Source organism: Lacticaseibacillus thailandensis DSM 22698 = JCM 13996, from assembly GCF_001436135.1.
In the GTDB taxonomy this organism is placed as follows: Bacteria; Bacillota; Bacilli; order Lactobacillales; family Lactobacillaceae; genus Lacticaseibacillus; species Lacticaseibacillus thailandensis.
Genome location: NZ_AYZK01000009.1, coordinates 23,654 through 46,792 on the forward strand (window position 1 = coordinate 23,654; position 23,139 = coordinate 46,792).

At 55.5% G+C, this 23,139-nt stretch carries 23 protein-coding genes; 3 read left to right on the top strand and 20 right to left on the bottom strand.

The window, feature by feature from the left end:
* Positions 1–9: 9 nt before the first annotated feature.
* Positions 10–549, bottom strand: coding sequence for a dCTP deaminase/dUTPase family protein (locus FD19_RS08810; RefSeq protein ID WP_054750636.1), 540 nt, complete (start codon positions 547–549; stop codon positions 10–12).
* 184 nt (positions 550–733) lie between these two features.
* On the opposite strand from FD19_RS08810, the gene FD19_RS08815 reads away from it, so the two are divergent.
* Both FD19_RS08815 and rpiA read left to right on the top strand, forming a co-directional pair.
* Positions 734–1,042, top strand: coding sequence for a GNAT family N-acetyltransferase (locus FD19_RS08815; RefSeq protein ID WP_054750637.1), 309 nt, complete (start codon positions 734–736; stop codon positions 1,040–1,042).
* A gap of 5 nt (positions 1,043–1,047) precedes the next feature.
* Positions 1,048–1,734, top strand: coding sequence for a ribose-5-phosphate isomerase RpiA (gene rpiA, locus FD19_RS08820; protein ID WP_056969825.1), 687 nt, complete (start codon positions 1,048–1,050; stop codon positions 1,732–1,734).
* 132 nt (positions 1,735–1,866) lie between these two features.
* On the opposite strand, the gene FD19_RS09770 is transcribed toward rpiA, so the two are convergent.
* The 5 genes from FD19_RS09770 to FD19_RS08840 form a co-directional block, all read right to left on the bottom strand.
* On the bottom strand, positions 1,867–2,037 hold the full coding sequence (locus FD19_RS09770) for a hypothetical protein (protein ID WP_156639694.1): 171 nt from the start codon (positions 2,035–2,037) through the stop codon (positions 1,867–1,869).
* A gap of 136 nt (positions 2,038–2,173) precedes the next feature.
* On the bottom strand, positions 2,174–3,514 hold the full coding sequence (locus tag FD19_RS08825) for a C1 family peptidase (protein WP_056969827.1): 1,341 nt from the start codon (positions 3,512–3,514) through the stop codon (positions 2,174–2,176).
* A 54-nt stretch (positions 3,515–3,568) separates the two neighbouring features.
* Entirely contained in the window at positions 3,569–4,891 is a 1,323-nt protein-coding gene (locus tag FD19_RS08830; RefSeq protein ID WP_056969830.1) for a C1 family peptidase, read from the bottom strand.
* A gap of 90 nt (positions 4,892–4,981) precedes the next feature.
* The gene (locus FD19_RS08835) at positions 4,982–5,647 is read right to left on the bottom strand and encodes a histidine phosphatase family protein (RefSeq protein ID WP_054750640.1); all 666 of its coding nucleotides are present in this window, start codon (positions 5,645–5,647) and stop codon (positions 4,982–4,984) included.
* Between the two features lies 1 nt (position 5,648).
* Entirely contained in the window at positions 5,649–6,308 is a 660-nt protein-coding gene (locus tag FD19_RS08840; RefSeq protein WP_054750641.1) for a histidine phosphatase family protein, read from the bottom strand.
* Between the two features lie 237 nt (positions 6,309–6,545).
* Here FD19_RS08840 and FD19_RS08845 point away from each other — a divergent pair, with 237 nt between their 5' ends.
* Complete coding sequence (locus tag FD19_RS08845; RefSeq protein WP_056969833.1) at positions 6,546–7,715, top strand: GGDEF domain-containing protein; 1,170 nt, start codon at positions 6,546–6,548, stop codon at positions 7,713–7,715.
* Between the two features lie 44 nt (positions 7,716–7,759).
* Here FD19_RS08845 and FD19_RS08850 read toward each other — a convergent pair whose 3' ends face one another.
* The 14 genes from FD19_RS08850 to FD19_RS08915 form a co-directional block, all read right to left on the bottom strand.
* A complete protein-coding gene (locus FD19_RS08850; protein WP_235804153.1) occupies positions 7,760–9,142 on the bottom strand; it encodes a Mur ligase family protein in 1,383 nt (460 codons plus the stop codon).
* 161 nt (positions 9,143–9,303) lie between these two features.
* Entirely contained in the window at positions 9,304–10,266 is a 963-nt protein-coding gene (gene manA, locus FD19_RS08855; protein WP_054750643.1) for a mannose-6-phosphate isomerase, class I, read from the bottom strand.
* 72 nt (positions 10,267–10,338) lie between these two features.
* A complete protein-coding gene (locus FD19_RS08860; RefSeq protein ID WP_225353522.1) occupies positions 10,339–11,373 on the bottom strand; it encodes a serine hydrolase domain-containing protein in 1,035 nt (344 codons plus the stop codon).
* 201 nt (positions 11,374–11,574) lie between these two features.
* Positions 11,575–12,162 (bottom strand): PepSY domain-containing protein, encoded by a 588-nt coding sequence (locus FD19_RS08865; protein WP_056969835.1) that lies wholly within the window; start codon positions 12,160–12,162, stop codon positions 11,575–11,577.
* Positions 12,163–12,252: 90 nt separating this feature from the next.
* Positions 12,253–13,032, bottom strand: a complete 780-nt coding sequence (locus tag FD19_RS08870; protein ID WP_054750645.1) for a hypothetical protein — start codon at positions 13,030–13,032, stop codon at positions 12,253–12,255.
* Entirely contained in the window at positions 13,025–13,735 is a 711-nt protein-coding gene (locus FD19_RS08875; protein WP_054750646.1) for an ATP-binding cassette domain-containing protein, read from the bottom strand. Before FD19_RS08875 ends, FD19_RS08870 begins: the two co-directional genes overlap by 8 nt.
* Entirely contained in the window at positions 13,728–14,105 is a 378-nt protein-coding gene (locus FD19_RS08880) for a GntR family transcriptional regulator (protein ID WP_054750647.1), read from the bottom strand. Before FD19_RS08880 ends, FD19_RS08875 begins: the two co-directional genes overlap by 8 nt.
* 244 nt (positions 14,106–14,349) lie before the next feature.
* A complete protein-coding gene (locus FD19_RS08885; protein ID WP_056969839.1) occupies positions 14,350–16,224 on the bottom strand; it encodes an ABC transporter ATP-binding protein in 1,875 nt (624 codons plus the stop codon).
* Positions 16,224–17,954, bottom strand: a complete 1,731-nt coding sequence (locus FD19_RS08890; RefSeq protein WP_054750648.1) for an ABC transporter ATP-binding protein — start codon at positions 17,952–17,954, stop codon at positions 16,224–16,226. The genes FD19_RS08885 and FD19_RS08890 overlap by 1 nt, the downstream gene beginning before the upstream one ends.
* Positions 17,947–18,591, bottom strand: coding sequence for a TetR/AcrR family transcriptional regulator (locus FD19_RS08895; protein WP_056969841.1), 645 nt, complete (start codon positions 18,589–18,591; stop codon positions 17,947–17,949). Before FD19_RS08895 ends, FD19_RS08890 begins: the two co-directional genes overlap by 8 nt.
* Before the next feature lie 366 nt (positions 18,592–18,957).
* The gene (locus tag FD19_RS08900) at positions 18,958–20,148 is read right to left on the bottom strand and encodes an amidohydrolase (RefSeq protein WP_056969843.1); all 1,191 of its coding nucleotides are present in this window, start codon (positions 20,146–20,148) and stop codon (positions 18,958–18,960) included.
* Between the two features lie 36 nt (positions 20,149–20,184).
* Positions 20,185–20,658: a threonine/serine exporter family protein gene (locus FD19_RS08905; protein ID WP_054750650.1), complete on the bottom strand. Its 474-nt coding sequence runs from the start codon at positions 20,656–20,658 to the stop codon at positions 20,185–20,187.
* A gap of 2 nt (positions 20,659–20,660) precedes the next feature.
* Positions 20,661–21,419, bottom strand: a complete 759-nt coding sequence (locus tag FD19_RS08910) for a threonine/serine exporter family protein (RefSeq protein ID WP_054750651.1) — start codon at positions 21,417–21,419, stop codon at positions 20,661–20,663.
* A 17-nt stretch (positions 21,420–21,436) separates the two neighbouring features.
* The gene (locus FD19_RS08915; RefSeq protein WP_056969845.1) at positions 21,437–22,813 is read right to left on the bottom strand and encodes a class II fumarate hydratase; all 1,377 of its coding nucleotides are present in this window, start codon (positions 22,811–22,813) and stop codon (positions 21,437–21,439) included.
* Between the last annotated feature and the right edge of the window lie 326 nt (positions 22,814–23,139).

A 23,139-nucleotide genomic window follows, 5' to 3' on the forward strand; every position in this document is an offset into this window, starting at 1 on the left:
TGCTTGATGCTACTTACCGGTTGAACCAAACCCACCATTTCGCTGTTGGAGGCCGCCCTGGTCACCATCAGCCGTCAGGAACGGCATGAAGATGCCTTGGCCAATACGTTCACCCTTCTTGATCACCTTGGTCCGCGGCCCGAGGTTAACCAGCTGAAAGAAGATTTCGCCTTCGTTGTCCGGATTATTGTAGTAATCGGCATCAACGACCCCAATCCCGTTCGGCAGGATGAGGCCGCGCTTCAACGGGTTACTGCTCCGGTTAGCGAGGACAAACACCTCGTCGGGTTGCATAAAGACTTTGATGCCCGTCGGCACTAGTTGTGGCCGCAGCACATCGCTGGCCCGCTGGAAGTCATTATCGGTCAGCGGGTGCTCGTTGCGAATGAGGCGGAAGAGCCGAATAAAGTCGTAGCGCCAGATACTTTTGAGGACAAAGTCTTCGCGGGCAAAGAAGTCGTAGCCGGCGGCGTTTTTGGTAGACCGGACCGGTAATTTGAGACCATCGTTAGCATACTTAGAAACGACGGCAAATCCACGTTTGGGCATTGGTTTTCTCCTTTGAAATCATAATGATTTGCACTGCTTTGTAATTAGAATAAGGATAACACAGTAGCAACTGGTACGTGGGCCAAGCACCGGGCAATTAACTGCCACGGTGCCCACACCCCCCGGCAGCATGGTACACTAGACCCGGAAACAGCCGTAATGATCAAAATATTGGAGGCAGACGATGAAATTTCAGCACGAACACGGTCGTTATTTTCTCACTGACGACCAGGGGCACCTTACCGCGGAAGTCACCTACACCAGTATCGACGAGGGTCACGCACTAAGTATCGACCACACCTTTGTCGATCCCAGTCTCCGCGGCCAGGGAATCGCTGGCCAACTAGTCCGCCGCGTGGTCGACCACGCCCGGCACCACGACCTGAAAATTGAGCCGCTATGCACGTTCGCGCGCGCCGAATTTCAGCGTCGGCCAGAATATGCCGACGTCTTGCGCCATACCGCCGCAGAACGTCACGCCACAAAGGAGTAATCATCATGGATCAAAACGCACTGAAAAAAATGGCTGCGGACCGCGCCGCCGAGTTTGTTGAAGACGGAATGACGCTGGGGCTGGGCACCGGCTCGACCGTGCACTACCTGGTGGAGGCTATTGCCCGCCGCGTGCAAGCGGAACACCTACACATACAGGGGGTTTCTACCAGTAGCCGTACCGAGGACCAGGCACGCGGTTTGGGCATCACGATGGTTGGCATTGATGACGTCGACCACATCGACCTCACCATTGATGGTGCCGACGAGATCGACCAACACTTCCAGGGCATTAAGGGTGGTGGTGCGGCCCACACGTTGGAAAAGATGGTCGCCCTGACCAGTGCTCAAAACATTTGGATCGTTGACCAAAGCAAATTGGTGGACACACTCGGGGCCTTCCCGCTTCCAACCGAAGTCATCCCCTTCGGTCACACTCAGGTTGAGCGCCGCCTAGCTGCGGAGGGCCTCAATCCCGAGTGGCGTCGCGATGACCAAGGGCAGTTGGTCACCACACACAACGGCAACTACGTCCTCGACCTGCACGTGGGCAAAATTGCCCACCCGCACCTGTTGGCCCAATTCTTGGACGCGCAAACCGGAATCCTTGAGCATGGCTTGTTTCTCGATATTGTGAACAAGGTCGTGGTCGGCACGCCGGATGGGACGCAGGTACTTAACGCCGGTCGCTAAACACAGTTGAATTAACGTAGCGGGCCGTGGCATGATTGCATGTCACGGCCCCTTTTATATTCCTCTGGTTAACGTACCAACGCCAGCACTGGCTCACATTTTTCTCACCATGCCTACGCCCCAAACTTCGTATTAACGCTTGCGGCTATCCTGTTCAATAATGCCGTAGACGATGGTAATAACGATCAAATAAACCGCCACGATCAGCCACCACCACAGCGAATACTGGGTGACCCAACTACTTAAAAAGGCGCTAAAAAACACCGTTAACAGCAGTAGGGCAATATACGCAACGTACTTCATTTGGGCACCTCCCAATTGTTGACCATTATCCATAATTATTTTAACGCTACCACGGTCCCCGGAGCAGCAACTTTGTTCCCCCAAGACACCAAAGAGGCCCCGGTCAATTACCGGAGCCTCTAGTCGTTACGCCAACTTAAGCCAAAGCACCCATTGGGTCCCACGGTGCCAGCAGTGTGGGGTGATCGTATTCCTTCTTGATGACGTCGTTCAGTTCATCAGACAGGAACTTCTTGTTGATTACGACCTGGTAGACGTAGTTGTCGAACCAGTCGTCGGAAGCAACAAAGTAGCCCTTTTCACCGACCTTGTCACCCCAGGAGTTTTCCACCTTCCACTTGGTTGGCTGGCCGTCAACCAAGTCGACCCCAGTCAGAACCATGGCGTGCGTCATCAGGCTCTGCCCATAATCTAGGCGTTCTGCCTTGGTCATCTGGAAGCTGGTGTTGAACAAGCCGTCCTGGTCGTAAATGTTCGTGTCGAGAATCCCCAACTGACGGTCGGATTCCTTACCCACGTCACTACCAAACCAAACGGATTTGCCAGCCTGCAGCTGCTTGATGGCTGCCGCCTTAAAGTCCTCAACGGATAAGTTCAAGTGACGTACTTCACGGCCACCCACAACGTTACCCAGCATTTCCACCGTGTACAGATGGTTGTACGGCTTGTCAGCAGTTGGTGCCTGGATAATGGACTGGTACTGGTCCAGATCCCAGCCAATGTACTTGTCGTAGAAGCTCTTTGGTGTCAGGTCTGCGTCGCGGTGGTATTCCTTGTCGTCGTCCCGGTATTCAAAATCGAACTTCGTTGGCGGGTTGCCCAGCGTGTACGCCAAGATCCGGTAGTCTTCGGACAAGAACTTACTCTTGGTAGCCGCAAGGTCATCTGCACTCGCACCATCGTTCACCAGCTTGCGCAGGGCCACCGCGTCTTTGCGTAGCTTCAAGTTCAACGTAGCGTTCAGCTCAGAACTCTTGCTGGAACTGTAGGTTTCAGGCATGACGGACTTCGGCACGATTCCGTACTTATCAATTAGAGCCGTCAGCATATCCCACTGACCACCGTCCTGTTGCGGTGTCGTCAACAGGAAGGCCACCTTGCGGGAATCGGTTGGCTGGTCCGCCGTGGCGATGATGTTTTCATAGAAGTAGTTGGACTTTTCAAACTTGTCCCAGAAGAACGTGAAGTTCTGGGAAAGCTCAAAGTCCTTGATCTTGAACTGGGCCTGAATGGAGTGCCGCATGGTGTTCAAGGCCGCAAACATCCAGCAACGGCCGGACTGCTTCTGGTTCGCAACGGCACCGGTATCCAACTCAACGGAGAAGGTCGGCGTCATGGCCACCTTGCTGGCGGTGTTCTCGGCCACCTTCAAGATGCCGTTGTTCATGACGGCTTTCTGCAAAGCCGGTGCTGCTGGTGTAGCCGCAAAGTCCTGGGCGTACTGGTCCAAGTTTGCGGACGTAACTGCTTTTGCCATTAATTAATTGCCCCCTAAGAAGATTTAAACGTAGTGTAGCACAAAATGAGAATACTATGCGAGTGGGTCCCATGGTGCCAGTGTGGTCGGGGCCTGGTCGAGCACGTCTAGCACCCGTTGTGGCAAGTATTGCCGGTTAATGGCTACTGAGTAAGCGTAGTCCTGGAACCACCGCTCATCCGCGACAAAGTAGCCGTCGTGTCCATTGGCGGAGCCCCATGAATTTTCCACCTTCCACTTGGTCGGTGCGCCCTTAACTAGGTCAACACCCGTTAAGACCATGGCGTGACTAACCTCAGCCTGATGTGTGTCGAACCGCGTGCCGACGTCCATGTGCAGGTCAACGCCGAACAACTCGCTTTGTGCGTACAAGTCGCCCACTAACGTGCCACTTTGGCGGTCAGAATCAGCCAACACGTCGTTGCCAAACCACACCGTCTCGCCACCCTGAATCTGCTGGATGGCCGCTTGTTCAAGGACCGCCTCCGGAACGTTGACCCACAAAATCCGCCGGCCACCCTCGACGTGATCCTGGGACGGCAAGGTGTAGCTGTGCCAGTATTCCTTGCCCGTAGCATTCGTGCTGATCAGCATCACGTACTGGTCGAAATCCCAGCCGAGGAACTGGTCAAAGAAACTACGCGGCGTCAAACCAGGCACACGGTGGTACTGGTGCTGGTCATCCATGTACTCAAAGTCGAATTGACGTGGTGGTTCGCCGTAAGCATACGCGAGGATCCGGTAGATCGTGCTGAGTTGCTGCACGCGTTGAGCCGCTAACTGGTCAGGCGTGGCGCCACTGGCGTACGCCTGCCGCAAGGCGACGGCGTCCTGCCGTAACTTTAAGTTCAGCGTAGCGTTAAGCTCCGTGGTATTGTCACTGTTGTAGGTTTCGGGCATGACTGACTTAGGTATGACCCCATATTTGGCAATCAACGACGCAGCGTTTTCGTACTGGCCACCATCCCCGTTAGCCCAGGTAAGGTACCAGTCCAACTTGCGACTGCCGATGGGTGCCGCCACGTTAGCAATCATTTGGTTCAAAAACTGGTTGGACTTTTCCAACCGGTCGTAAAATGCTAAAAACGCCTGGGAAAACTCCAGGTTCTTGACGCCAAACTTGCCGGACACCGCGTGGCGCATTGTGTTGAGCTCCGCGAACATCCAGCAGCGCCCACTATGTTTCTGGTTGGTCACCACACCCGTGGGAATCTCGTCCGAAAACACGGGTGCAAAGGCGGCCTGTCCCAACTGCTGGCGACTCGCTGCCTTGATGCCAACGTTCTGCACCGCCCGCGCTAAGGCCGCGTGACCGGGCTGCTGTTGCAACTCCTGCTGGTACTGTTGCACTTGCTGCCATGAAATTGCCTTACTCATTTGCTGACCCTCCCGTCGTCATGATAAACATACTCAGTTTACGCCATTTAGTGAGTTTTTGAAATGATTACCGTGAGAAAAGGGTGAGTTTTATTGTTTGGCCGGCAAATTAAACAGTGCACGTTGAGCCGGCGTCAACGTGTCCACACGGTCCGGGGTCACTTCCCAGGCCAGCTTGGCCCAAGCACCTGGTTGGTCGCGCAGGACCGTCACGCTGGTGTTGACCAGCTCCCCATCGGTCCGGGCACCATCAATGCTGGTCGTGCCGGTCAGTACCCGCGCCAGCAACGTCAAAATAATGGCGTGGGCGACCACCAAAACGTGCCCGTCCGCGGGCACGCCCGCCACAGCCGCGCGCAGGGCGGCGTGGCCCCGCTGCCAAAGGTGGGCGATTGTCTCGGCATGCATCGCCTGCGCGTTAAAGGCATCCAAATGCTCATTAAAGTGGTGAAACTCAGGGTCGTCCGCAATCACGCTGACGGGGAGCCCATCCCAATCGCCCAGCGTCATTTCGCGCAACCGCGTATCGGTGATGATGGGTACCTGCTCGCCCACCACTAAACGGGTCGTGGTCACCGCCCGTTTAATTGGGGAGGTGATGATACGGTCAAAGTGGACGCCAGCCAGCAATTTGCCCAACGCCTGCGCACTGGCCACGCCTTGGGCTGTTAACGGGCTGTCCACCGTACCACCATTAACGCGGTCGTCCGCATTCAGAATCGTTTCGCCGTGCCGAACCAAGTATAGATAAGCCATATCATTCCTCCTTGAATAGTTGCTGGACGGGTGCTGGCTCGTCAGCCAACGCCGCAGGGGTCACACCCCACGCTAATCGCCGCCAACCCGGGTCACCCGTCTGGTTTTGCAGTACCGAAACACTGGTGTTTGCCAGTAATGGGGCATCCCGCGTCTGGCCAAGCGGCGTGCCGATAAGTACTCGGCTCACAATCGACAGCAAGATCCCGTGCGCCACGATCAAGACGCGGTCTTGGGTGCCCAACCCCGCCACGGCATCCTGGTAAGCGGCGCTCGCGCGGTCAACTAATTCCTGGTAGGTCTCGGCGTGAATGGCGTGCCCATCAAAGCGGTCCGGGTGGTGAAAATAATCGTCATATTGGGTAAAGCTACGCGCAAAATCACCCGTTTGACCGTCCCAATCCCCCAACCGCATTTCACGCAAGCGTTCATCCACCCGCAATGGTGCGTCCGCCCCTACAATCAACTTGGCCGTACGTATTGCTCGTGCTTGCGGTGATACTACGATACGGCGGAAACTCAAGGGCCGTAACATCGCACCCAACGTCCGGGCACTCGCCACGCCTTTGTCTGTCAGCGGGGTATCCACGCCACCACCATTAAAGCGGCCCTGCGCGTTGATCTGCGTTTCACCGTGTCGTACTAGGTATAAATATGCCAATATCCCAACCCCCTGGATGTTAATATCTAGCTCACGACCATTATAACGGACCCAGCCGGGGAAACCAGTCAGGGACTGAACCATTCCGTGTCAGCGTTGTACAGTCAGCGACAATGAATGTTGCTGCGTTAACCCCGCCATGACGGCCATTTTCAATTATTTCAATCATTTAACCCTATTAGTTTTCGAATATGTTATATTAGCGATTGGGGAATTTTTTGTTGAGGGGGACCGCCTATGCTCGTTTCGTGGGGTCTACGCACGACCACCTTTATTAACAACTCGCTTGTGCTGATCGGCTATGCACTACTATTTAATTGGTTGCAAAATACCAATAGTTTGACGGGCCGTTGGCGGCATTGGCGGGAACCCGCACTGATCGGCATGACCATCGGTTTTGTGGTCTTATTCCACTTTTCCTCGGTCCTCGCCATGGCGGCACAGAACAACCCGGTAGGCTATGGCTGGACCTACCTCAACTTTCAGGGTGCCACGTTACTGTACGCCTTGTTGAGCTCTCGGCGCCGGCACGTGTTTTTGACCATGATCATCGTGGTCAGCCTGTGGTATTGGTGGCTACCCCACGTGTCCATGTCGTTACCGCTTGATGCCTGGACCATCGTCATGATGTACCTCGCCACCAAGTTCGGGGTGAAAATCGGGACCTACTGGTGGATCTACTATCCGTTTGCCTACGTGTACATGGCCCCCTTCTTCATTGCCAATTGGCGGTCATTAAACGGCATCGATGTGGGGTGGCCGTGGCAATTCGTCACTTTGACCCTCATCCTGTGGTTTCTTTGGGAAACGCACTACCGGTTCAAGGCGCGGCGGACCCATGAAGCTCACCTACTCAGCGAAGCCCGCATCGACGACCTGACCGGTTTACGCAATTTCCGGGTGTTCGATGCTGACCTGCACACGGCCTTTGACCGGCTACAAGATCATAACGAGCTATACGCCCTGTATACCTTTGATATTGACCACTTCAAGCGGGTCAATGATACCTATGGGCACGTGGTGGGGAATACGGTGTTGCAGGCCGTCGCCAAACGCTTACGGGAAGTCGTTGCACAGTTTGATTACCCCGTACGGACCTACCGGACCGGCGGTGAGGAGTTCAGCTTCCTGCTGCTTGACGTCGTAGAGGATTTTGACAAGGCCTCAGCCTACTCGACCGCCGTTCAAAAGGCGTTAAGTGACCTCACCTTCACCACCGACCGCGGCGACCAGTTCCACATCACCGTCTCAATTGGCCAGGACCGGTCAATTCACGAAGACCGCAATTACCTCGATATCTACAAACGCGCGGACAAATACCTGTATAATTCCAAAAATCATGGTCGTAACGCCATTACCATTCACGGTATTACCATCAGTAAACCCAACGCAGCTAGTCCCAACTAAAAATGATGCTGACATGTTTGCCGCATGTCAGCATCATTTTTTTCTTAGGCATCAAAACCCGCCGCGATGTAACCACCATCAGCGAGGTGCTTCCGCATCTGGAGCACCGCCGTATAGGTTGCCAGCAAGTAAACGTGCTGTTCCGGTACCCCTTTGATCCAATCCACCACGTTGTTCAGGTCCGGTGCCGTGGCTAAGGCGTCAGGATCCACGCCGGCCACCTGCATACGTAACTGGATATCACGGTACCGCTCGCCACCCACCATGTAGCTACTGTGCTGGTGGGCGTGCACGAACTCTTCGAAGTTGCCGTCCCAGATCCATGACGTGTCGATCCCGTCGGCGTAGTTAGCGTTGAGCAACACAGCCAGGGCAAACGACTGGTCATCATGACCGATCATGTCCAAAACTTGGTTCAAGCCCACCGGGTTTTTGACGAGCACCAGCGTCACCCGCTTCCCGTCAATATTGATTTCTTCCTGGCGCCCAAAGACCTTCTCGTCGTACGCAAAAGCGTTCGCCATCTGTGCTGGCGTCACGCCAAACTCACTCGCCACGCTGTACGCTGCCAGCGCGTTGTAGACGTTGTACAGGCCGCCGATATTCAGGGTGTAAGATTGGTCACCAATCGTAAAGGTAGAGCTGGTCGGCGTCTGCTCCGTAACGGCAGCCACGTGGTAAGTCAACTCCGGGCGGGCAAAGCCGCAGTTCGGGCAGAAAAAGCTACCCAGGTTACTGTACGTGCGCTCGCGGTAATGTAAAATATGCTCACAGCGTGGGCACAACACACCATCAGTGTTTGGTGGTGCCAAGAGGTTATCGTGACGTCCAGTGTCAAAGCCGTAGTAACGCATCGGGTTCTTCAGCGGGCGGGAACTAAAAATCGGGGCGTCCCCGTTGGCCACGACCAAGGCATCGGGATGCATGTTAATGCCATTCAAGATCTTCTGGTAGGTCGTGTAAAACTCGCCGTACCGGTCCATTTGGTCACGGAAGATGTTGGTAAGCACGTAGGCTTTGACGTGCACCAACGCCGACACGGGCGCCACGTTGGCTTCGTCAACTTCCAGCACGGCCAGGCCGCGCCCGTGACCTTTGTGCGGACCCTGGGCGATAAAGGCCGAGATAATACCACTCATCATGTTACTACCCGTGGGGTTAGTCATGAGGTCAGGATACTTTTGCCGGAGGGCCTTCACGATCATGCTGGTCGTCAGGGTCTTACCGTTGGTCCCGGTGATGATAATCACATCATAGTCCCGCGCCAAACTGCGTAGGACATCGGGATCGATCCGGGCAGCCAAGTTGCCAGGAAATGCAGAGCCGCGTTTGAAGACTCCGTGCAAGACACCATATGATAAACGAGCGAGGCCCCGCGCAGTTGCGGACCGAATTGGGTTTTGCGTTGTGATGATACTTTCCTCCACATCCGTAATTAACTGTGTTCAATTCTAGCACACCTGGCCTGGTCATGCGGTAATATACGGTGCATACGGGCAGTATGGCTCCTATAGAACCGCCAATTAACGGACATACTAAAAAGGGCCAGCCACACACTGGTGGTTGGCCCTGCGTTTGTTAATAGAAATTACTTGGTCTGGCCCGGCGTGGACGCGATAATGTCCATCTTGCCGTCGAGGTCCCAATCGTCGACCTGCGTCGGAATGATGAAGTGGTCACCCTTCTTCAGGGCGTACACCTGCCCATCAACCGTGATGTGGCCCGCACCATCAAGGACGGACACCAGCGTGTACGGCGCCGTCTTGGTCAAGTGCAGTTCACCGTTGACCTGCCAACGGTATACCGAGAAGAACGGGCTCATTGGTGCGGTCACAAAGGTAGTGACCGTGGAATCACCCATGGTCTCGTGCTTGATGTCCAACTTGGGGTCGACACTCGGCACCGTCGTCACGTCGATGGACTGCTTCAGGTGTAACTCACGCTTATGCCCCTGGTCGTCCGTCCGGTCATAATCGTACAGGCGGTAGGTGGTGTCGGAACTTTGCTGAGTCTCCAGGACCATAATGCCCTTGTTCAGCGCGTGAATCATGCCGCTGGGAACGTACACAAAGTCACCCGTCTTAACTGGGACCTTGCGCAACAGGTGCTCCCAGTCGCCCGCTTCGATCATGGACTTCAACTCGGCCCGCGTCTTGGCATGGTGGCCGTAAATCAGGTAGCTGCCTGGTTCCGCCGAGATCACGTACCAGCATTCCGTCTTACCCAGTTCGTGCTCGTGTTCGGCCGCATAGGCGTCGTCCGGGTGAACCTGTACGGAGAGACTATCCTCAGCGTCCAGAATCTTGGTCAGTAGCGGGAACACGTTGTCCGTTGGCTGGCCAAAGTATTCACCGTTCTCAGCGTAAGCCTGGTTCAGCGTCTTGCCTGCCAGCGGGCCATTCTTAATCGTGGCCGGCCCGTGTGGGTGACCAGAAATCGCCCAGCACTCACCAATCTTACCCTCAGGTAGGTCGTAGCCAAACTGCTCCAGCTTACGGCCACCCCAAATCTTTGGCCGGAAATATGGTTTCAGGAAAAGTGGTTCTGTCACTGTTATCAAGCTCCCATCTATGGCATTTGCACACGCATTCACGTATGCGTTTACACCTGTAAGGATACCACACTAGGCCCGCTCTGTGGCGGCCAAATATTGAGGAATCAACGCATCCCGTGCCGCCAAAAATTCGGGGTGTACGACCGGGTGCACGCGGTTCGCCAGCACAATCAACCCGCGGTGCCCCTTGGGATCCAGCAGAATAAACGTTCCGGTATAGCCGGTGTGGTACAACCACTGCCGGTGCGTCACTGGCCCTTCCCGCAGGTCAAAGCCCAAACTGCGGCCCCCGGCGTAACTTTGCTGCAAATTTTCGGCCCAATTTTCGTGCAGAAAAATTTGTTGCACGCGGCCAAAGGTGACGTGGGCGTATTGCACCAATCCGTCAATGTTGGCAAACAGACCCGCCGCGCCGGAATCGGCACCCAGAATTGCACTCTTGGGGTCGTGCACAATTCCGCGCCGTAAACCGTGCTCGGGACCATAGGTCGTCGGTACGGTCTGCGCTGGATCAGGGGTAAAGGTGGCGTTGGTCCGCATACCAAACGCCGGTAAGACCCGGGCGGTAATCAACCGTTGAATGGGATCGCCGTAAACTTTGGCTAACGCCCACCCCACCAGGAGTAGGTTAACGTCGCGGTACTGCACGACTTTGCCGGTCCCGTCCGTTTCGTGTAGCTGGGTCAACAGGGCGTGGCGCAACTGGTCAGCTGGCAGTTCGTCGCGGTGCGGAATGTAACCCGCCAGTCCCGAGGTGTGCGTCAACGCCATGCGAAAGGTGACGTGCGGTGCCGAAAACTCCGGCAACACTTCCTGAATGGGCTGATCAATTCCCAGAAGTCCATCCTGCACCGCCCGCAAAAATAGTGGGGTGGTGCCGACCACTTTGGTCAGTGACGCCAGGTCATAAAACATCCCTGGCTTTAACGGCAGCGGCTCAGGTACGGTCGCCGCCTGTCCCAATGTTTGGGTGTACACCGCATCCCCATCCAGTAGTGCGTACGTCGCACCGGGCGTGATGCCACGCTTGATCATGTCAGTCAGGGCCATCCGTACCAAGGCGTCGCCGGCCGCAATACGTTGTGTTTGTTCGGTTGCATCCATTTTTACTAATCCGCTTCCCAACTATGTATTCGTGCCGTTGATGGCACGTAATCCCCGCTATTATAGCACTGGTGGACCAACTAGTGATGCCACACAGACCACCCGTAACAAAGTAGGACCAGAAATTGATTGATTTCTGGTCCTACTTTGTTTGCGCCAACAACTGCATCCCATCGAGCGCCGCAATCGGCACGCCCGCCACTAATCATCGTCTGACGTTGCCAACACCTTACCAGTGTCGGCCTGGACGGAGACCTCACGTTGCCCGGCGTGTGCCGTCTGGATTTTGACGCTCCAAACCGGCACCCCGTCGTCTTGTTCCAGCGACCACTCGCGCGCGGTACCCGGCACCGCCTGGGTGGCTGCCTGTGTGATGTGCCCTAAAGCCAACAGGTGCTCCGTGTTGATGGCGTGCTCCTGCCGCTCCACCCCGCCGGCCTCATCGGCTGCCAACGCGTGTTGCGCTTGCCGCAACACCCGACCCGTCCGACCATCCAGCACCATCTGGTACTCGGTATCATCATCCACGGCCTCCACGTCGTACTGGTACTGATTGCCGTGCGGTTCGATCTCAATACTGCTCAGATCGACATCGGTACCCCAGCGGTCGTGCATCAACTCGACAACGGCACTCACCGAGACTTTGACCGCCTGACTCGGCTTGGATGACTGTTGTCGGTTAACGTGACTACTATTACTCTGGCTACTCGTTTCGTGTGGCGTCGCGGTTGGATGACCACACGCACTCAATACGCACAGGCTCACTACGGTCAATAGTATCGTCTTCATCAGTTTTCCTCCACTGGTGTGCACGTCCAGACTTTGCCTCTACCTTAATTTTAACAAGTCCAGGGGCTAAATACTATCACCGTACCGTCATTAAGCCTGCTTGGTTTCGACCCAGTTGTGCAGTAGCAAGACGTTGATGACCGAATAAACCGCACTTTCGACCAACGACCAGAAACTAGCCCAGTAGAAGGCAGGAATGGCATCTTCGATTTGGTCCACACTAGTAAAATTAAAACCCAAGTGCGGCGCAAGTTGCCGCACGCCACCTTCTAACCCGTTCAGGGCCATGAGGACCAGCACTAACACCACCAGGTAGAAGCAAAATTTGACGATGCGTTGCCGCATAGGTGGTAGAAACGCACTAATACTGACCCCGACCAAATGGATCATGCTAATAAAGATCCACATGTACAGGCACGCCGAGAGCATCATGGTCACGCCGGCAAGGCCGTAGCGCCAAAGCGCCTCCGCGTGGTCAGCCTGTAGCTGTAAAGGCACGGCCTGTTGCTGCAAAGGTACGGACAATAGACCAATGACGGTCACCCCTACAATGAGCCCGTAAAGCATGCTGATAAAGCTGGACAACACGTTCATCACGTACAGACGCAGGTCTGTCACTGGCGCCAGCCGGAAGCGACTGGTCGTCCACACCCGTTCCTGGTGATTAGCCAGCAAGACAAACAGGACGATGCCCGCTATCAGAGCGTAAAAGCCGGCAATCACCACTGCAAAATCGGCCTGATAACCATGGTGCCAGGTACCCCAACCAATTGTGACAATCACAGCGGCTAAGTATACCAACACGACGTAGCTGGTCAGCTGCAACTTTGGTACCAATAAATTTTTGAGCACGTGCACCCGTTTAGTCATGTTGTACCCTCCCTGCATGTACATCTTCAAAGTATTCTTCAATGCTCTTGCCGGTAGCCCGGATATCATCAGCCTCTTCATTGGCGACTAGTTCGCGCCCCTCAATAATCATGACGCGGTCCAAAATGTTCGCAATATCGCCCACATGGTGGTCACTGATCAGTAAAGTCGCGTCAAACGGCTTCCACTGAATGATGGCAGCGATGATCTTCTTGCGCGTCATGCTGTCGATTCCGTCAAACGGCTCATCCAACAGGTACAACTTGGCCCGCCGCGCTAAACTCAGTGCGATGACAACCTTCTTCAAGTTACCCTTGGACAGACTGCCTAACCGGGCGTGGTGGTCAATATCCATGAATTGCGCCACCAGCTCGAACTGCTCGCGGTCAAAGTCTGGGTACCAGGCGGCCCACGCGGCGACGGCCCGGTCGACCCGCAAGTTTAACGGTAGCCCGTTGGTCTGTTCCGAAAAACTGACCGCAGCTTTGCGGGCGACTAACTGTGTTGCGCCGTCCACACTGATTGATCCCAGAAAGTGAGGCGCACTGCCGGCAATCAGGCGCATAAGCGTGGTTTTGCCAGCCCCGTTGGCACCCAGGAGGCCAATAGTCTGTCCTGATTCTACGTGGCAGTTGATGTCGCGCAAAATCACCTTAAAGTTCCGCTTGTACGTTAATCCACGTATTGCTAGTAAATCAGTCATTATTGGTGGCCTCCTGTTCCTGAATGTATTGATGCAAGTAAAACTCCATTTCACTCGGCGTAATCTTCAGCGCGTTCAACCGCTCGTACAGCGTCGCCACCTGCTCCTTGACGATGCGCGCACGCAGATTGACGATCACTTCCATGTTGGTGGTGACAAAGTTGCCTTTGCCCCGTTGCGGCACGATCAGGCCCGTCGTGACCAATTCAGCGACGGCGCGTTGCACCGTGTTCACATTGACCGCTAGTTGCGGGGCCAACTCCCGCACCGAAGGCAGTTGCGCCCCCGCGTCGAAGTGACCGGTAATGACTTCGCGGATAATATACTGCTCAATCTGATAATAAATGGGTATCTTAGCGTTAAATTCCACGGGGCATCTCCTCATCACTACTGTACTAGTTCACTAGTACAGTGTAACAGCTGCCGAGCTGACCGTCAACTCCCCAACCCACTTTGTTGCACTTGTTTGCGTACAGCCTCACAGTGAGTGTCGCGGCCGACCAAACATCAGTCGTGACGATCAGTGTTGGTGCGTGGGCCACTACATCCACCCGCGTATACAAAAAGGGTCAACCTCCTGTAGGAGATTGACCCTTTCACTATCAATATTAACGTTAGATTTCGACGTTGCCACTAAACTGACTGTTGTACAGGTCGGCGTAAAAACCGTTTTTGGCCATCAAGGCGTCGTGGTTCCCGGTTTCGACGATGGACCCGTGGTTCATAACGATGATGTTGTCAGCGTCACGAATCGTGGACAACCGGTGCGCGACCACGAAGCTTGTCCGGTTCTGTAGCAACCGTTCCATAGCGTGCTGAATGTGCATTTCAGTCCGCGTGTCGACGGAACTCGTGGCCTCATCCAAAATCAAGATTTCTGGATCCGCCACGAACGCCCGGGCAATCGTCAGCAACTGCCGCTGCCCTTGACTCAGGTTTGACGCCTCTTCATTGAGGACGGTATCGTAGCCGTTCGGTAACTGCCGTACGAACGAATCCACGTGCGCTGCCTTGGCCGCGCTGAGAATCTGTTCATCCGTCGCGTCTTCACGCCCGTACTTCAGGTTGTCCCAGATAGTGCCGGTAAACAGCCAGGTATCCTGGAGCACCATGGCAAAGTGGCTGCGTAGGTCCTCCCGGCTCATGTCGCGGGTATCCTTACCCCACAGGCGGATGGAACCACCCGTGACGTCGTAGAAGCGCTCCAACATGTTGATTACCGTAGTCTTCCCGGCCCCAGTTGGCCCGACGATGGCAATCATCTGCCCGGACTGCACGTCCAGGTTGTAATCCTGCATCAGGGTGTCGGCACCCGGATAACCGAACTTAACGTGGTCCAGTTTGATGATCTCATCCGTCTTGGGTTCTGCGGGCAGGCCGGACGGAGTGTCTTCCATTTCGGGTTCGTCAAGCACCTCGAAAATACGCTCAGCGGACGCGATCGTCGACTGAATGGTGTTCGAGAGGTTGGCCAACTGGGAAATTGGCTGGGCAAACTGCTGGGTGTACTGCAGGAAGGCCTGCACGTTCCCCAAAGTAACGCTACCATTCGCAACTTGGACCCCACCAACAACGGCTACAAAGACGTAACCAATGTTGTTCATGAAGGTCATCAACGGCATCATGATCCCGGAAACGAACTGCGCCTTCCAGGCAGCCTGGTAGTAACGCTCGTTTTCTTCCTCGAACTCATGGACCATGACTTCTTCACGGTTGAAACTCTTGACGATTACTTGCCCACCATACGTTTCTTCAACCTGGTTGTTGATTAACCCCAGCGACTTTTGCTGGGCGGCAAAGAAGCGTTGCGACTTTGGCGCCACAATACCAATGGCAATCACGGACAACGGAATCGTGACCAACGCAATCAGCGTTAACTGCCACGATATCGTCAGCATCATCCACAACGTCCCGATGAAGGTCATCGTGGAAGTGACCATCTGCGTCAGACTTTGCTGCAACGTGCTGGCAATGTTATCCATATCGTTAACGGCACGGGACATAATGTCACCATTGTTGTGCGCGTCGTAGTAGTGCACCGGCACCCGCTTCATCTTGGCCTTAAAGTCGCGGCGCAGATCGTAAACGGTCAGCTGACTAACTCGGGTCATGATGAACTGCTGCAGGAAACTGAAGAGGGCACTGGCCAGGTACATGACGATGACCGTGGCGATAATGGTTTCAATTTTACCCCAATTAATGGGGTAGGTGCTGATGTGAATCCCTGCCTTTTGTTCAGACTGACCCTTCATCACCCCGGCAAAGATTTGGGTCGTTGCTTTCCCCAAAATCTTGGGGGTCCGAATCTGGAAGTAAACGGAGGCGATGGCCATGATCAGCACGAAGATGACGGCGACCAGCCGGCCCTTCATGTAGCCCAACAGGCGACCGGTCGTCTGCCAGAAGTTCTTCGGCTTTTCGACTAGGCCCATGCCGCGCATGGGTCCGTGTCCACGAACGGGAGCGGTTTTTGTAGTACTTGCAGCCATTACGCTTCATCCCCTTCCCGAATCTGTGAACTAACAATTTCTTGGTACGTTTCGTTATTAGCCTTCAATTCCTCGTGGTTACCAAAGCCGACCACGCGACCTTCATCCAGTACCACGATCTCGTCGGCGTCGGCCACGGTGGAAACCCGCTGACCCACGATGACGACAACCTTGCTACTGATATCCGGGTCGTCCTTCAGGGCCTGACGCAGGTTGGCGTCGGTCTTGAAGTCCAGGGCGGAGAAGGAATCATCAAAGACGTAGATGGAAGCCGGCTTGACCAGCGCCCGCGCAATAGCGAGCCGCTGACGTTGACCACCAGAGAAGTTAGCCCCACCCTGCTCGACCATGTAGTCCAAGCCGTCGGGTTCTTCCTCGATGAAGTCACGTGCTTGGGCAATTTCCAGGGCGTGCCAAATCTCATCGTCGGTCGCGTCGGCTTTACCCCATTGCATGTTCTCGCGCACGGTGCCCGCAAACAGTACGGCTTTCTGGGGAACAAAGGCCACCGTCTTGTGGAGCTCCTTCAGGTCGGCGTCCTTGACGTCGATCCCGTTCACACGGACGGCACCCTGCTCGACGTCGTAGAACCGCGGAATCAGGTTGACCAAGGTACTCTTCCCGGAACCAGTCCCCCCAATCACGGCGAGGGTCTGCCCGGCGTGCATGTCAAAGTTGGCACCGGTCAACGCCGGATTTTCGGCGTGGCGGTAACGGAACTCGACGTGGTCAAACTGTAATTCAGGCGTCGTGCCGTCAAAGTTCTTGGCGTCGGCTTTGGAGTCGATCGGTGAGTTTTGATCCAACACTTCGTTGATCCGGACCGCTGATGCCTGGGCACGCGGCACGAACACGAAGATCATGGCCAGCATCATGAAGCTCATCAGAATCTGCATCGCGTAAGTCATGAACGCGATCATGTTCCCGGTGTTCATGGCCTGGGCGGCGATCAAATGACCACCCCACCAAACAATGCCGATGTTGGTGGCACTGATTACCAGCGTCATCACGGGCACCATGAGGGCCATGATGGAGAAGACCTTCACGGCGTTGTGGGTGTAATCCTGGTTAACACCTTCAAAACGCTTCTGTTCAAAGTCGTCCTGCCGAAACGCGCGGATAACGCGGACCCCGGTCAAACCTTCACGGAAGACCAAGTTGATATTATCGGTCTTTTGCTGCATCTTGCGGAACAGCGGCACAGCAAAAATCATGATCAAACCGATGAACACCACCATGATCGGCAACACGATGACGAAAATCTGCGTCAAGGTGTGGTCCTTTTGATAAGCCAGGAAGCTGGCCCCAATGAGCATGATTGGTGCCATGATCATCATCCGCAGGGCCATGATGGCCACGTTTTGGATCTGGACCACGTCGTTAGTGGTCCGCGTGATCAGGGAACTGGTCCCGACGGTGTCCATTTCGTCGTGAGAATAGTTGATAACTTTGCGGTAAATGTCCTTGCGAATGTTGGCCCCGAGACGCTGGGAAGCACGCGATGCCAATAAGACGTTCATGACGGCGGCCAGCACACTGATCAGGGCAAAGATGGCCATTTCGCCACCCTTACGCCAAATGTAGTTCACGTCCCCCGTTTCGACACCATTGTTCACGATGTCGGAGGTCAAATTAGGCAGGTACAAGTTACTGATAACCTGGGCAACCATAAATAGGATCGCGCCCACCACGGCCCAGTATGAAATGCGGCCCTTTGCTAATCTAAGCATGTGATTCTCCCTTCAATAACACACCATGTTGTAACCAGTCGAGTAACCACGCCATCCGCTCCTTTACTTTAGCAACGGTGTCGGGATGCTCGCCCTCCTGGTGGTTGTAGAAATAAGCCAAAGACTGTGCGAACCCGCCCATGGTTGTGCGGAACAACAGTTCTTTTTGCTGATTATTGGTCACGCGGAGACCGGAAAAGTCAATGTGCTCCTGCAAGTACCGCCGGCCGGCGCCATGGCGGTGCACATTTTCCCCAAAGGCGGCGTGGCTGGCCGACTTGAAGTTCATGTTGCTAAACACGTTGCGGAAAAATGGCGCGTCATCACCTTCAAGTAACCGGTCAATGGTGACGTCAAAAAATTCCGTCACTGAGGCAAAGAAATCACCGTGATGCGCCTCCACAATGGCTTTGAACGCATCAACGAACCGTTGCCCCTCCGTTTCGAGTAAATAGTAAAAAATGTCCTGCTTATCCTCAAAGTACTGGTAAAAGCTCCCCCGCGGGACGCCCGCCAGCTCAATAATGTTCGAAATTGATGCCTTGGCGAATACCGCCCGGGTAAATTCCGTCTTGGCGGCCGCCATCATGCGGGCTTGTTTCGCCGCTGGTAGCCGCAGAAATGTTGGTTTCGGCACAAGGTCGCCCCCCTTCGCGTAAAATTATGACGTAATGTCATGTGACAGTTTGTCATTATACACCCCTGGGCGACGAATGAACATAATTTTTTTAGGATTTTCTGAAACAAATGCACCTGGGGTCCCCAGGCGCCGTAGCGTTAAGCCATTATGGCATAAAAAAACAACTATCACAATTGCACAATCGGTGTCGCCGCAGCAATGCCCATCCACACGATACCAGGCAGGGCTACTATTGGCGTATGGCACCGCGCGCAGAATTAAGTGCGTTGTGGTCACTGGTAGGATAACGCTTTCTCCGGTGGTACTAAAAACAAGGGCGGCTGCGCATATCGCCCGCAACCACCCGTAGGTACCTTCGTTAACTTACTTGTGCTGTTGCAAATACTCAACCGCAGCAGCCCCGACCGCTTTAGCGGCAATAATCAAACAATCCTCGTTCATCAGGAAATTGGGGCTGTGGTGTGGGTGGCTCTGCCCGTCGTCCGGGTCACAGCCAATGTACAAAAACGTGCTGGGCAGCGCCTGAGCGAAGTAAGCAAAGTCTTCCGACGGGTCTTGCGGCCCCACGTCGGTCACCGCCCGGACTTCCGGAATGTTGGCAGACTGAATATTGTGCACCGCCTGCATGGTCAGGTCCGGATCGTTAAACAAGACGGGGTAATTATCGTCGTAGTCCACGTCCACCTGCACGCCGAACATGGCGGCCACACCCTGAGCAATCTGTTCGATCTGCTGGCGCACAGTCACCCGGGTACTTTCCTTCATCACGCGCACATCCCCCTTGAGGGTCACGTTCTGCTTAATGGCGTTAAACGACCCCACGCCGTCAAACGAACCGATCGTCACGCTAGCAGTATCAAACGGGTCCACCCGCCGCGATACCACAGTCTGGAGCGCGGTAACAAAATAACTGCCGGCCACGATGGCGTCGTTGGCTAAGTGCGGCATGGATGCGTGTCCGCCTTTGCCCACCACCGTAACCGTAAAGTTGGCCCGGCCCGTTTGCGTCTCACGCACGTGGTAACCGACCGTCCCCGTTGGCATTGACGTCATCACGTGCGCACCCAGGACGTTGTCGACGCCAGTCAGGACGCCGGCGGCCAACATTCCCTGCGCCCCACCGGGAGAAACCTCCTCGGCGGGCTGGTGGATGATCCGCACCCGCCCTGGTAACTGGTCGCGTAACTGCCACAGGGTTCGGGCTAGTACCATCATGTAGGCGGTATGGCCGTCGTGGCCGCAGGCGTGCATCACTCCGGGTTGCTGGGACTTGAACGGCAGGTCGTTATCCTCCTGCACGGCCAACGCGTCAAAGTCCGCCCGCAGTGCTAGCGTCGGGCCGGACTGACCGCCCGGAATGTCCACCGCAAACCCGTACCCGTCGCCATAATCAGTGACGGGACAATCAAAGCCGGCGTAAAACCGTTTAATGTAGGCCGCCGTCCACTGCTCGTGGAACGAGACCTCCGGATGCTGGTGCAACTCCCGCCGAATGCGGATAATCTCTGATGCTGCTGCATCCAGTTGCTGCATTAACGTTGCTAATAAGTCCATCACAACCACCCTTTCATATGTAAATGTACTGCGCGCCTACCGCCGTTGACTGACCTCACGGTGTAACAGCCGCTGAATCCACGGCCGCACCTGGTTCATCAACGCTTCCGCCAACACGAACCCGATGGCCAACGCAAAGGCCACCGTCAACGTTTTGATCAGGCCTTGCTGTGCACTGGCATCGTGGCCCAACGTAAAGTTCTTCATACTCATATAGATAATGGCCCCCGGCACCAGCGACACCAGGCACGGAACGTACATCACGTTCACCGGTGCCCGCACCGCAATGGCCGCGACGTTCGCCAGTACCCCGATGGTCAAAGCCGCCAGCAGGTTGGGCAGGATCACGTTGCCGGCCACCTGGTCGACCAGGACGTACACGCCCCAAGCCAAGCCACCAGTAACGCCCGAAGCCATCAACGTCCGTCGCGGCACGTTGGTAATAATGCCAAAACCGACGGAGGACAAGAAGCCAAAGGCAACTTCAATGAATAAATTAACTAAGTTCATCTTCACGCCCCCATGACTAACTGCACCAGGACCGACCCCAACACCACGCCACCACCAATGGCAACGGCTACCAAGATCGCATCCACCGCGCGCACCATTCCCGAGATGGTGTGCTTACCAATTAATTCTCGTAGCGAGTTAGTCAGCGCCACGCCGGGGACAAGGGGCATCAAGGCGCTAATAATGATGTTATCGCTACTAACGGCCCAATCTAAGTGCACCAGCAGTACTGCTAGTACCGCAATCGTGAACCCACCCACAGCTGAAGTAATGTAGGGCGTTTTAGTCTGGTGGCCGACCCACTGCGCCGCTAGGTAACCGGCAATGCCGACCCCAAAAGCCCAGGCTAAGTCCCCCCACGTAGCTTTGAACAGCAACATCGGGGCAATTGATACCAACCCGGCGCCAATGATCTTTTGAACCCAGGTAAAGTCGATCACCTTCCGGTCAATGGCGGCAATCCGCCGCTGCAAATCGTCAAAACTAAGGTGCCCCGCCACGAACTGCCGGGACACCGAGTTAATCTCGTCCACTTTTTGCAGGTTAAAGTCGCCCGTGCGCACCTTGATTAGGTGGGTGTGAGCTTCCGTTTGGGCATCGACAAACACCGCCGTCATGGTGGCATGGCAGCTCAATTCGAGCCCGGCCGCGCGGCCAATGTACTCGGCGGTCCCCTCGACCCGCGAGGTTTCGGCCCCGTTTTCCAGCAGGATCTTCGCCACACGGCCACTCAACTCAATTACGTCTTCTTCACTGGGCATTGCCCGCACACCCCCAATTAGTCGTCGACCCGCGTCATGCGTAGCGGGTTGGTCCACTCGTCAAACTGCGCCGCCGTGACTTTGCCAGACGCTAACGCCGCGGCCCGCAACGTGGTACCGTCCCGCAGCGCCTGCTGGGCGATTCGCGCACTGACTTCATAGCCAATATGTGGTGACAGGGCCGTCACCGTCATCAGTGAACCGTCCACCGCCGCCCGCATGTGGTCGGCATTGGCGGTCATGCCGGTCAGCAGCAGCCGATTGAACTGGTCCAACCCGCCGCTCAGTAATTCGACTGACTCCAGCAAAGCCGCAATGATGACCGGTTTGTAGACGTTCATTTCAAAGTTACCCTGGCTGTTGGCCACGCTGATGGTCACATCATTACCCATAACGCGGGTAGCAATCATCGTCAGGGCCTCCGCCTGGGTCGGGTTAACTTTGCCGGGCATGATCGAGCTACCCGGCTCGTTGGCGGGGATGGTCAGCTCCCCGTAGCCACCACGGGGACCACTAGCAAGAAAGCGAATATCGTTGGCAATCTTCAGTAGGTCGGTTGCGAGCGTCTTCACGGCACCATGTGCGTTAGTCAACTCGGTATGCGCCGACAACCCGTGGAACTTATTGGGCATGCTGGTATACGCCACGCCCGAATCACTGATGAGTTGCGAAATAATCGCCTTGGTGGTGCTGGTCGTGGTGTTGAGCCCCGTCCCCACGGCGGTACCCCCGAGTGGTAGCGCACGCAACTGGTCCCGGGCCTGCGTCAGCGTATGTACGTCTTGTTCCAACGTGGCGCGCCAACCGGAAACTTCCTGGCCAAAGGTGATGGGTGTGGCGTCCTGGAGGTGCGTCCGCCCCAACTTAACGGTGTGCCGGTACAGTTGCTCCTGGGTCTTGAGCGTACTCAGGGTGTGCTGTACTACGTTGATGAGCCGCCCCATTGCAGCGTAGGCCGCCATGTGCATCGCGGTGGGAAAGGTGTCGTTGGAACTTTGCCCCTGGTTGACGTGGTCGTTAGCCAGTACCGTCGTCCCGGCTGCTTGGCTCGCCTGGTGGGCGATCACTTCGTTGACGTTCATGTTGGTCTGGGTGCCGGAACCAGTCTGGTAGACCCGCAGTGGAAACTGGGCGCGCAGGTCATGGTCGTTAAACGTCAGGAGGCCACTGGCCACCTGCACGATACTGTCAGCAATCGTGGTTGGCAGGCTGCCATCACGACCATGCACGGTGGCCGCGGCGCGCTTGATCTCAATCAGCGCCCGAATCACTGGTAGGGGCATGAGCGGACCGACCGCAAAGTTGTGGCGAGAACGCTCCGTTTGCGGGCCCCACCAAACTCCGTCAGGTATTTCTACCGCACCGAGCGCATCGTTTTCAATTCTCATGACCATACCCCTTTTCGACTTTGTTGCTTCTATTGTCACCGCCCGGTTCATTTTTGTCCAGAGCACGAAGATAACGGTTGCTCGGACCTGTTGTTGATATGACTACCATTGCGGTGGGCCCGGACCGCGATGACCTGCGACCGGGGGGTACGCCGCCATGGCCGCTACCTGGGCGCAACCGGTGTTTCGATATCGGCTCTGACTGCCCTTGGCGGGTGACCCGCTCTTGGACTAGCGCCGTGAGCCTGCCCTGAAGGCTCACTCACGGCATAAAAAAAACGGTTGCCGTTAAGCAACCGTCATCAGTGATTGGGTATCTAGGGATCGAACCT

What these genes read in the sequence shown, in the direction of transcription:
- FD19_RS08810 (WP_054750636.1), bottom strand. Translation starts at nt 549, where the DNA reads ATGCCCAAACGTGGATTTGCCGTCGTTTCTAAGTATGCTAACGATGGT.
- FD19_RS08815 (WP_054750637.1), top strand. Translation starts at nt 734, where the DNA reads ATGAAATTTCAGCACGAACACGGTCGTTATTTTCTCACTGACGACCAG.
- rpiA (WP_056969825.1), top strand. Translation starts at nt 1,048, where the DNA reads ATGGATCAAAACGCACTGAAAAAAATGGCTGCGGACCGCGCCGCCGAG.
- FD19_RS09770 (WP_156639694.1), bottom strand. Translation starts at nt 2,037, where the DNA reads ATGAAGTACGTTGCGTATATTGCCCTACTGCTGTTAACGGTGTTTTTT.
- FD19_RS08825 (WP_056969827.1), bottom strand. Translation starts at nt 3,514, where the DNA reads ATGGCAAAAGCAGTTACGTCCGCAAACTTGGACCAGTACGCCCAGGAC.
- FD19_RS08830 (WP_056969830.1), bottom strand. Translation starts at nt 4,891, where the DNA reads ATGAGTAAGGCAATTTCATGGCAGCAAGTGCAACAGTACCAGCAGGAG.
- FD19_RS08835 (WP_054750640.1), bottom strand. Translation starts at nt 5,647, where the DNA reads ATGGCTTATCTATACTTGGTTCGGCACGGCGAAACGATTCTGAATGCG.
- FD19_RS08845 (WP_056969833.1), top strand. Translation starts at nt 6,546, where the DNA reads ATGCTCGTTTCGTGGGGTCTACGCACGACCACCTTTATTAACAACTCG.
- FD19_RS08860 (WP_225353522.1), bottom strand. Translation starts at nt 11,373, where the DNA reads ATGGATGCAACCGAACAAACACAACGTATTGCGGCCGGCGACGCCTTG.
- FD19_RS08865 (WP_056969835.1), bottom strand. Translation starts at nt 12,162, where the DNA reads ATGAAGACGATACTATTGACCGTAGTGAGCCTGTGCGTATTGAGTGCG.
- FD19_RS08870 (WP_054750645.1), bottom strand. Translation starts at nt 13,032, where the DNA reads ATGACTAAACGGGTGCACGTGCTCAAAAATTTATTGGTACCAAAGTTG.
- FD19_RS08875 (WP_054750646.1), bottom strand. Translation starts at nt 13,735, where the DNA reads ATGACTGATTTACTAGCAATACGTGGATTAACGTACAAGCGGAACTTT.
- FD19_RS08885 (WP_056969839.1), bottom strand. Translation starts at nt 16,224, where the DNA reads ATGGCTGCAAGTACTACAAAAACCGCTCCCGTTCGTGGACACGGACCC.
- FD19_RS08890 (WP_054750648.1), bottom strand. Translation starts at nt 17,954, where the DNA reads ATGCTTAGATTAGCAAAGGGCCGCATTTCATACTGGGCCGTGGTGGGC.
- FD19_RS08900 (WP_056969843.1), bottom strand. Translation starts at nt 20,148, where the DNA reads ATGGACTTATTAGCAACGTTAATGCAGCAACTGGATGCAGCAGCATCA.
- FD19_RS08905 (WP_054750650.1), bottom strand. Translation starts at nt 20,658, where the DNA reads ATGAACTTAGTTAATTTATTCATTGAAGTTGCCTTTGGCTTCTTGTCC.
- FD19_RS08910 (WP_054750651.1), bottom strand. Translation starts at nt 21,419, where the DNA reads ATGCCCAGTGAAGAAGACGTAATTGAGTTGAGTGGCCGTGTGGCGAAG.
- FD19_RS08915 (WP_056969845.1), bottom strand. Translation starts at nt 22,813, where the DNA reads ATGGTCATGAGAATTGAAAACGATGCGCTCGGTGCGGTAGAAATACCT.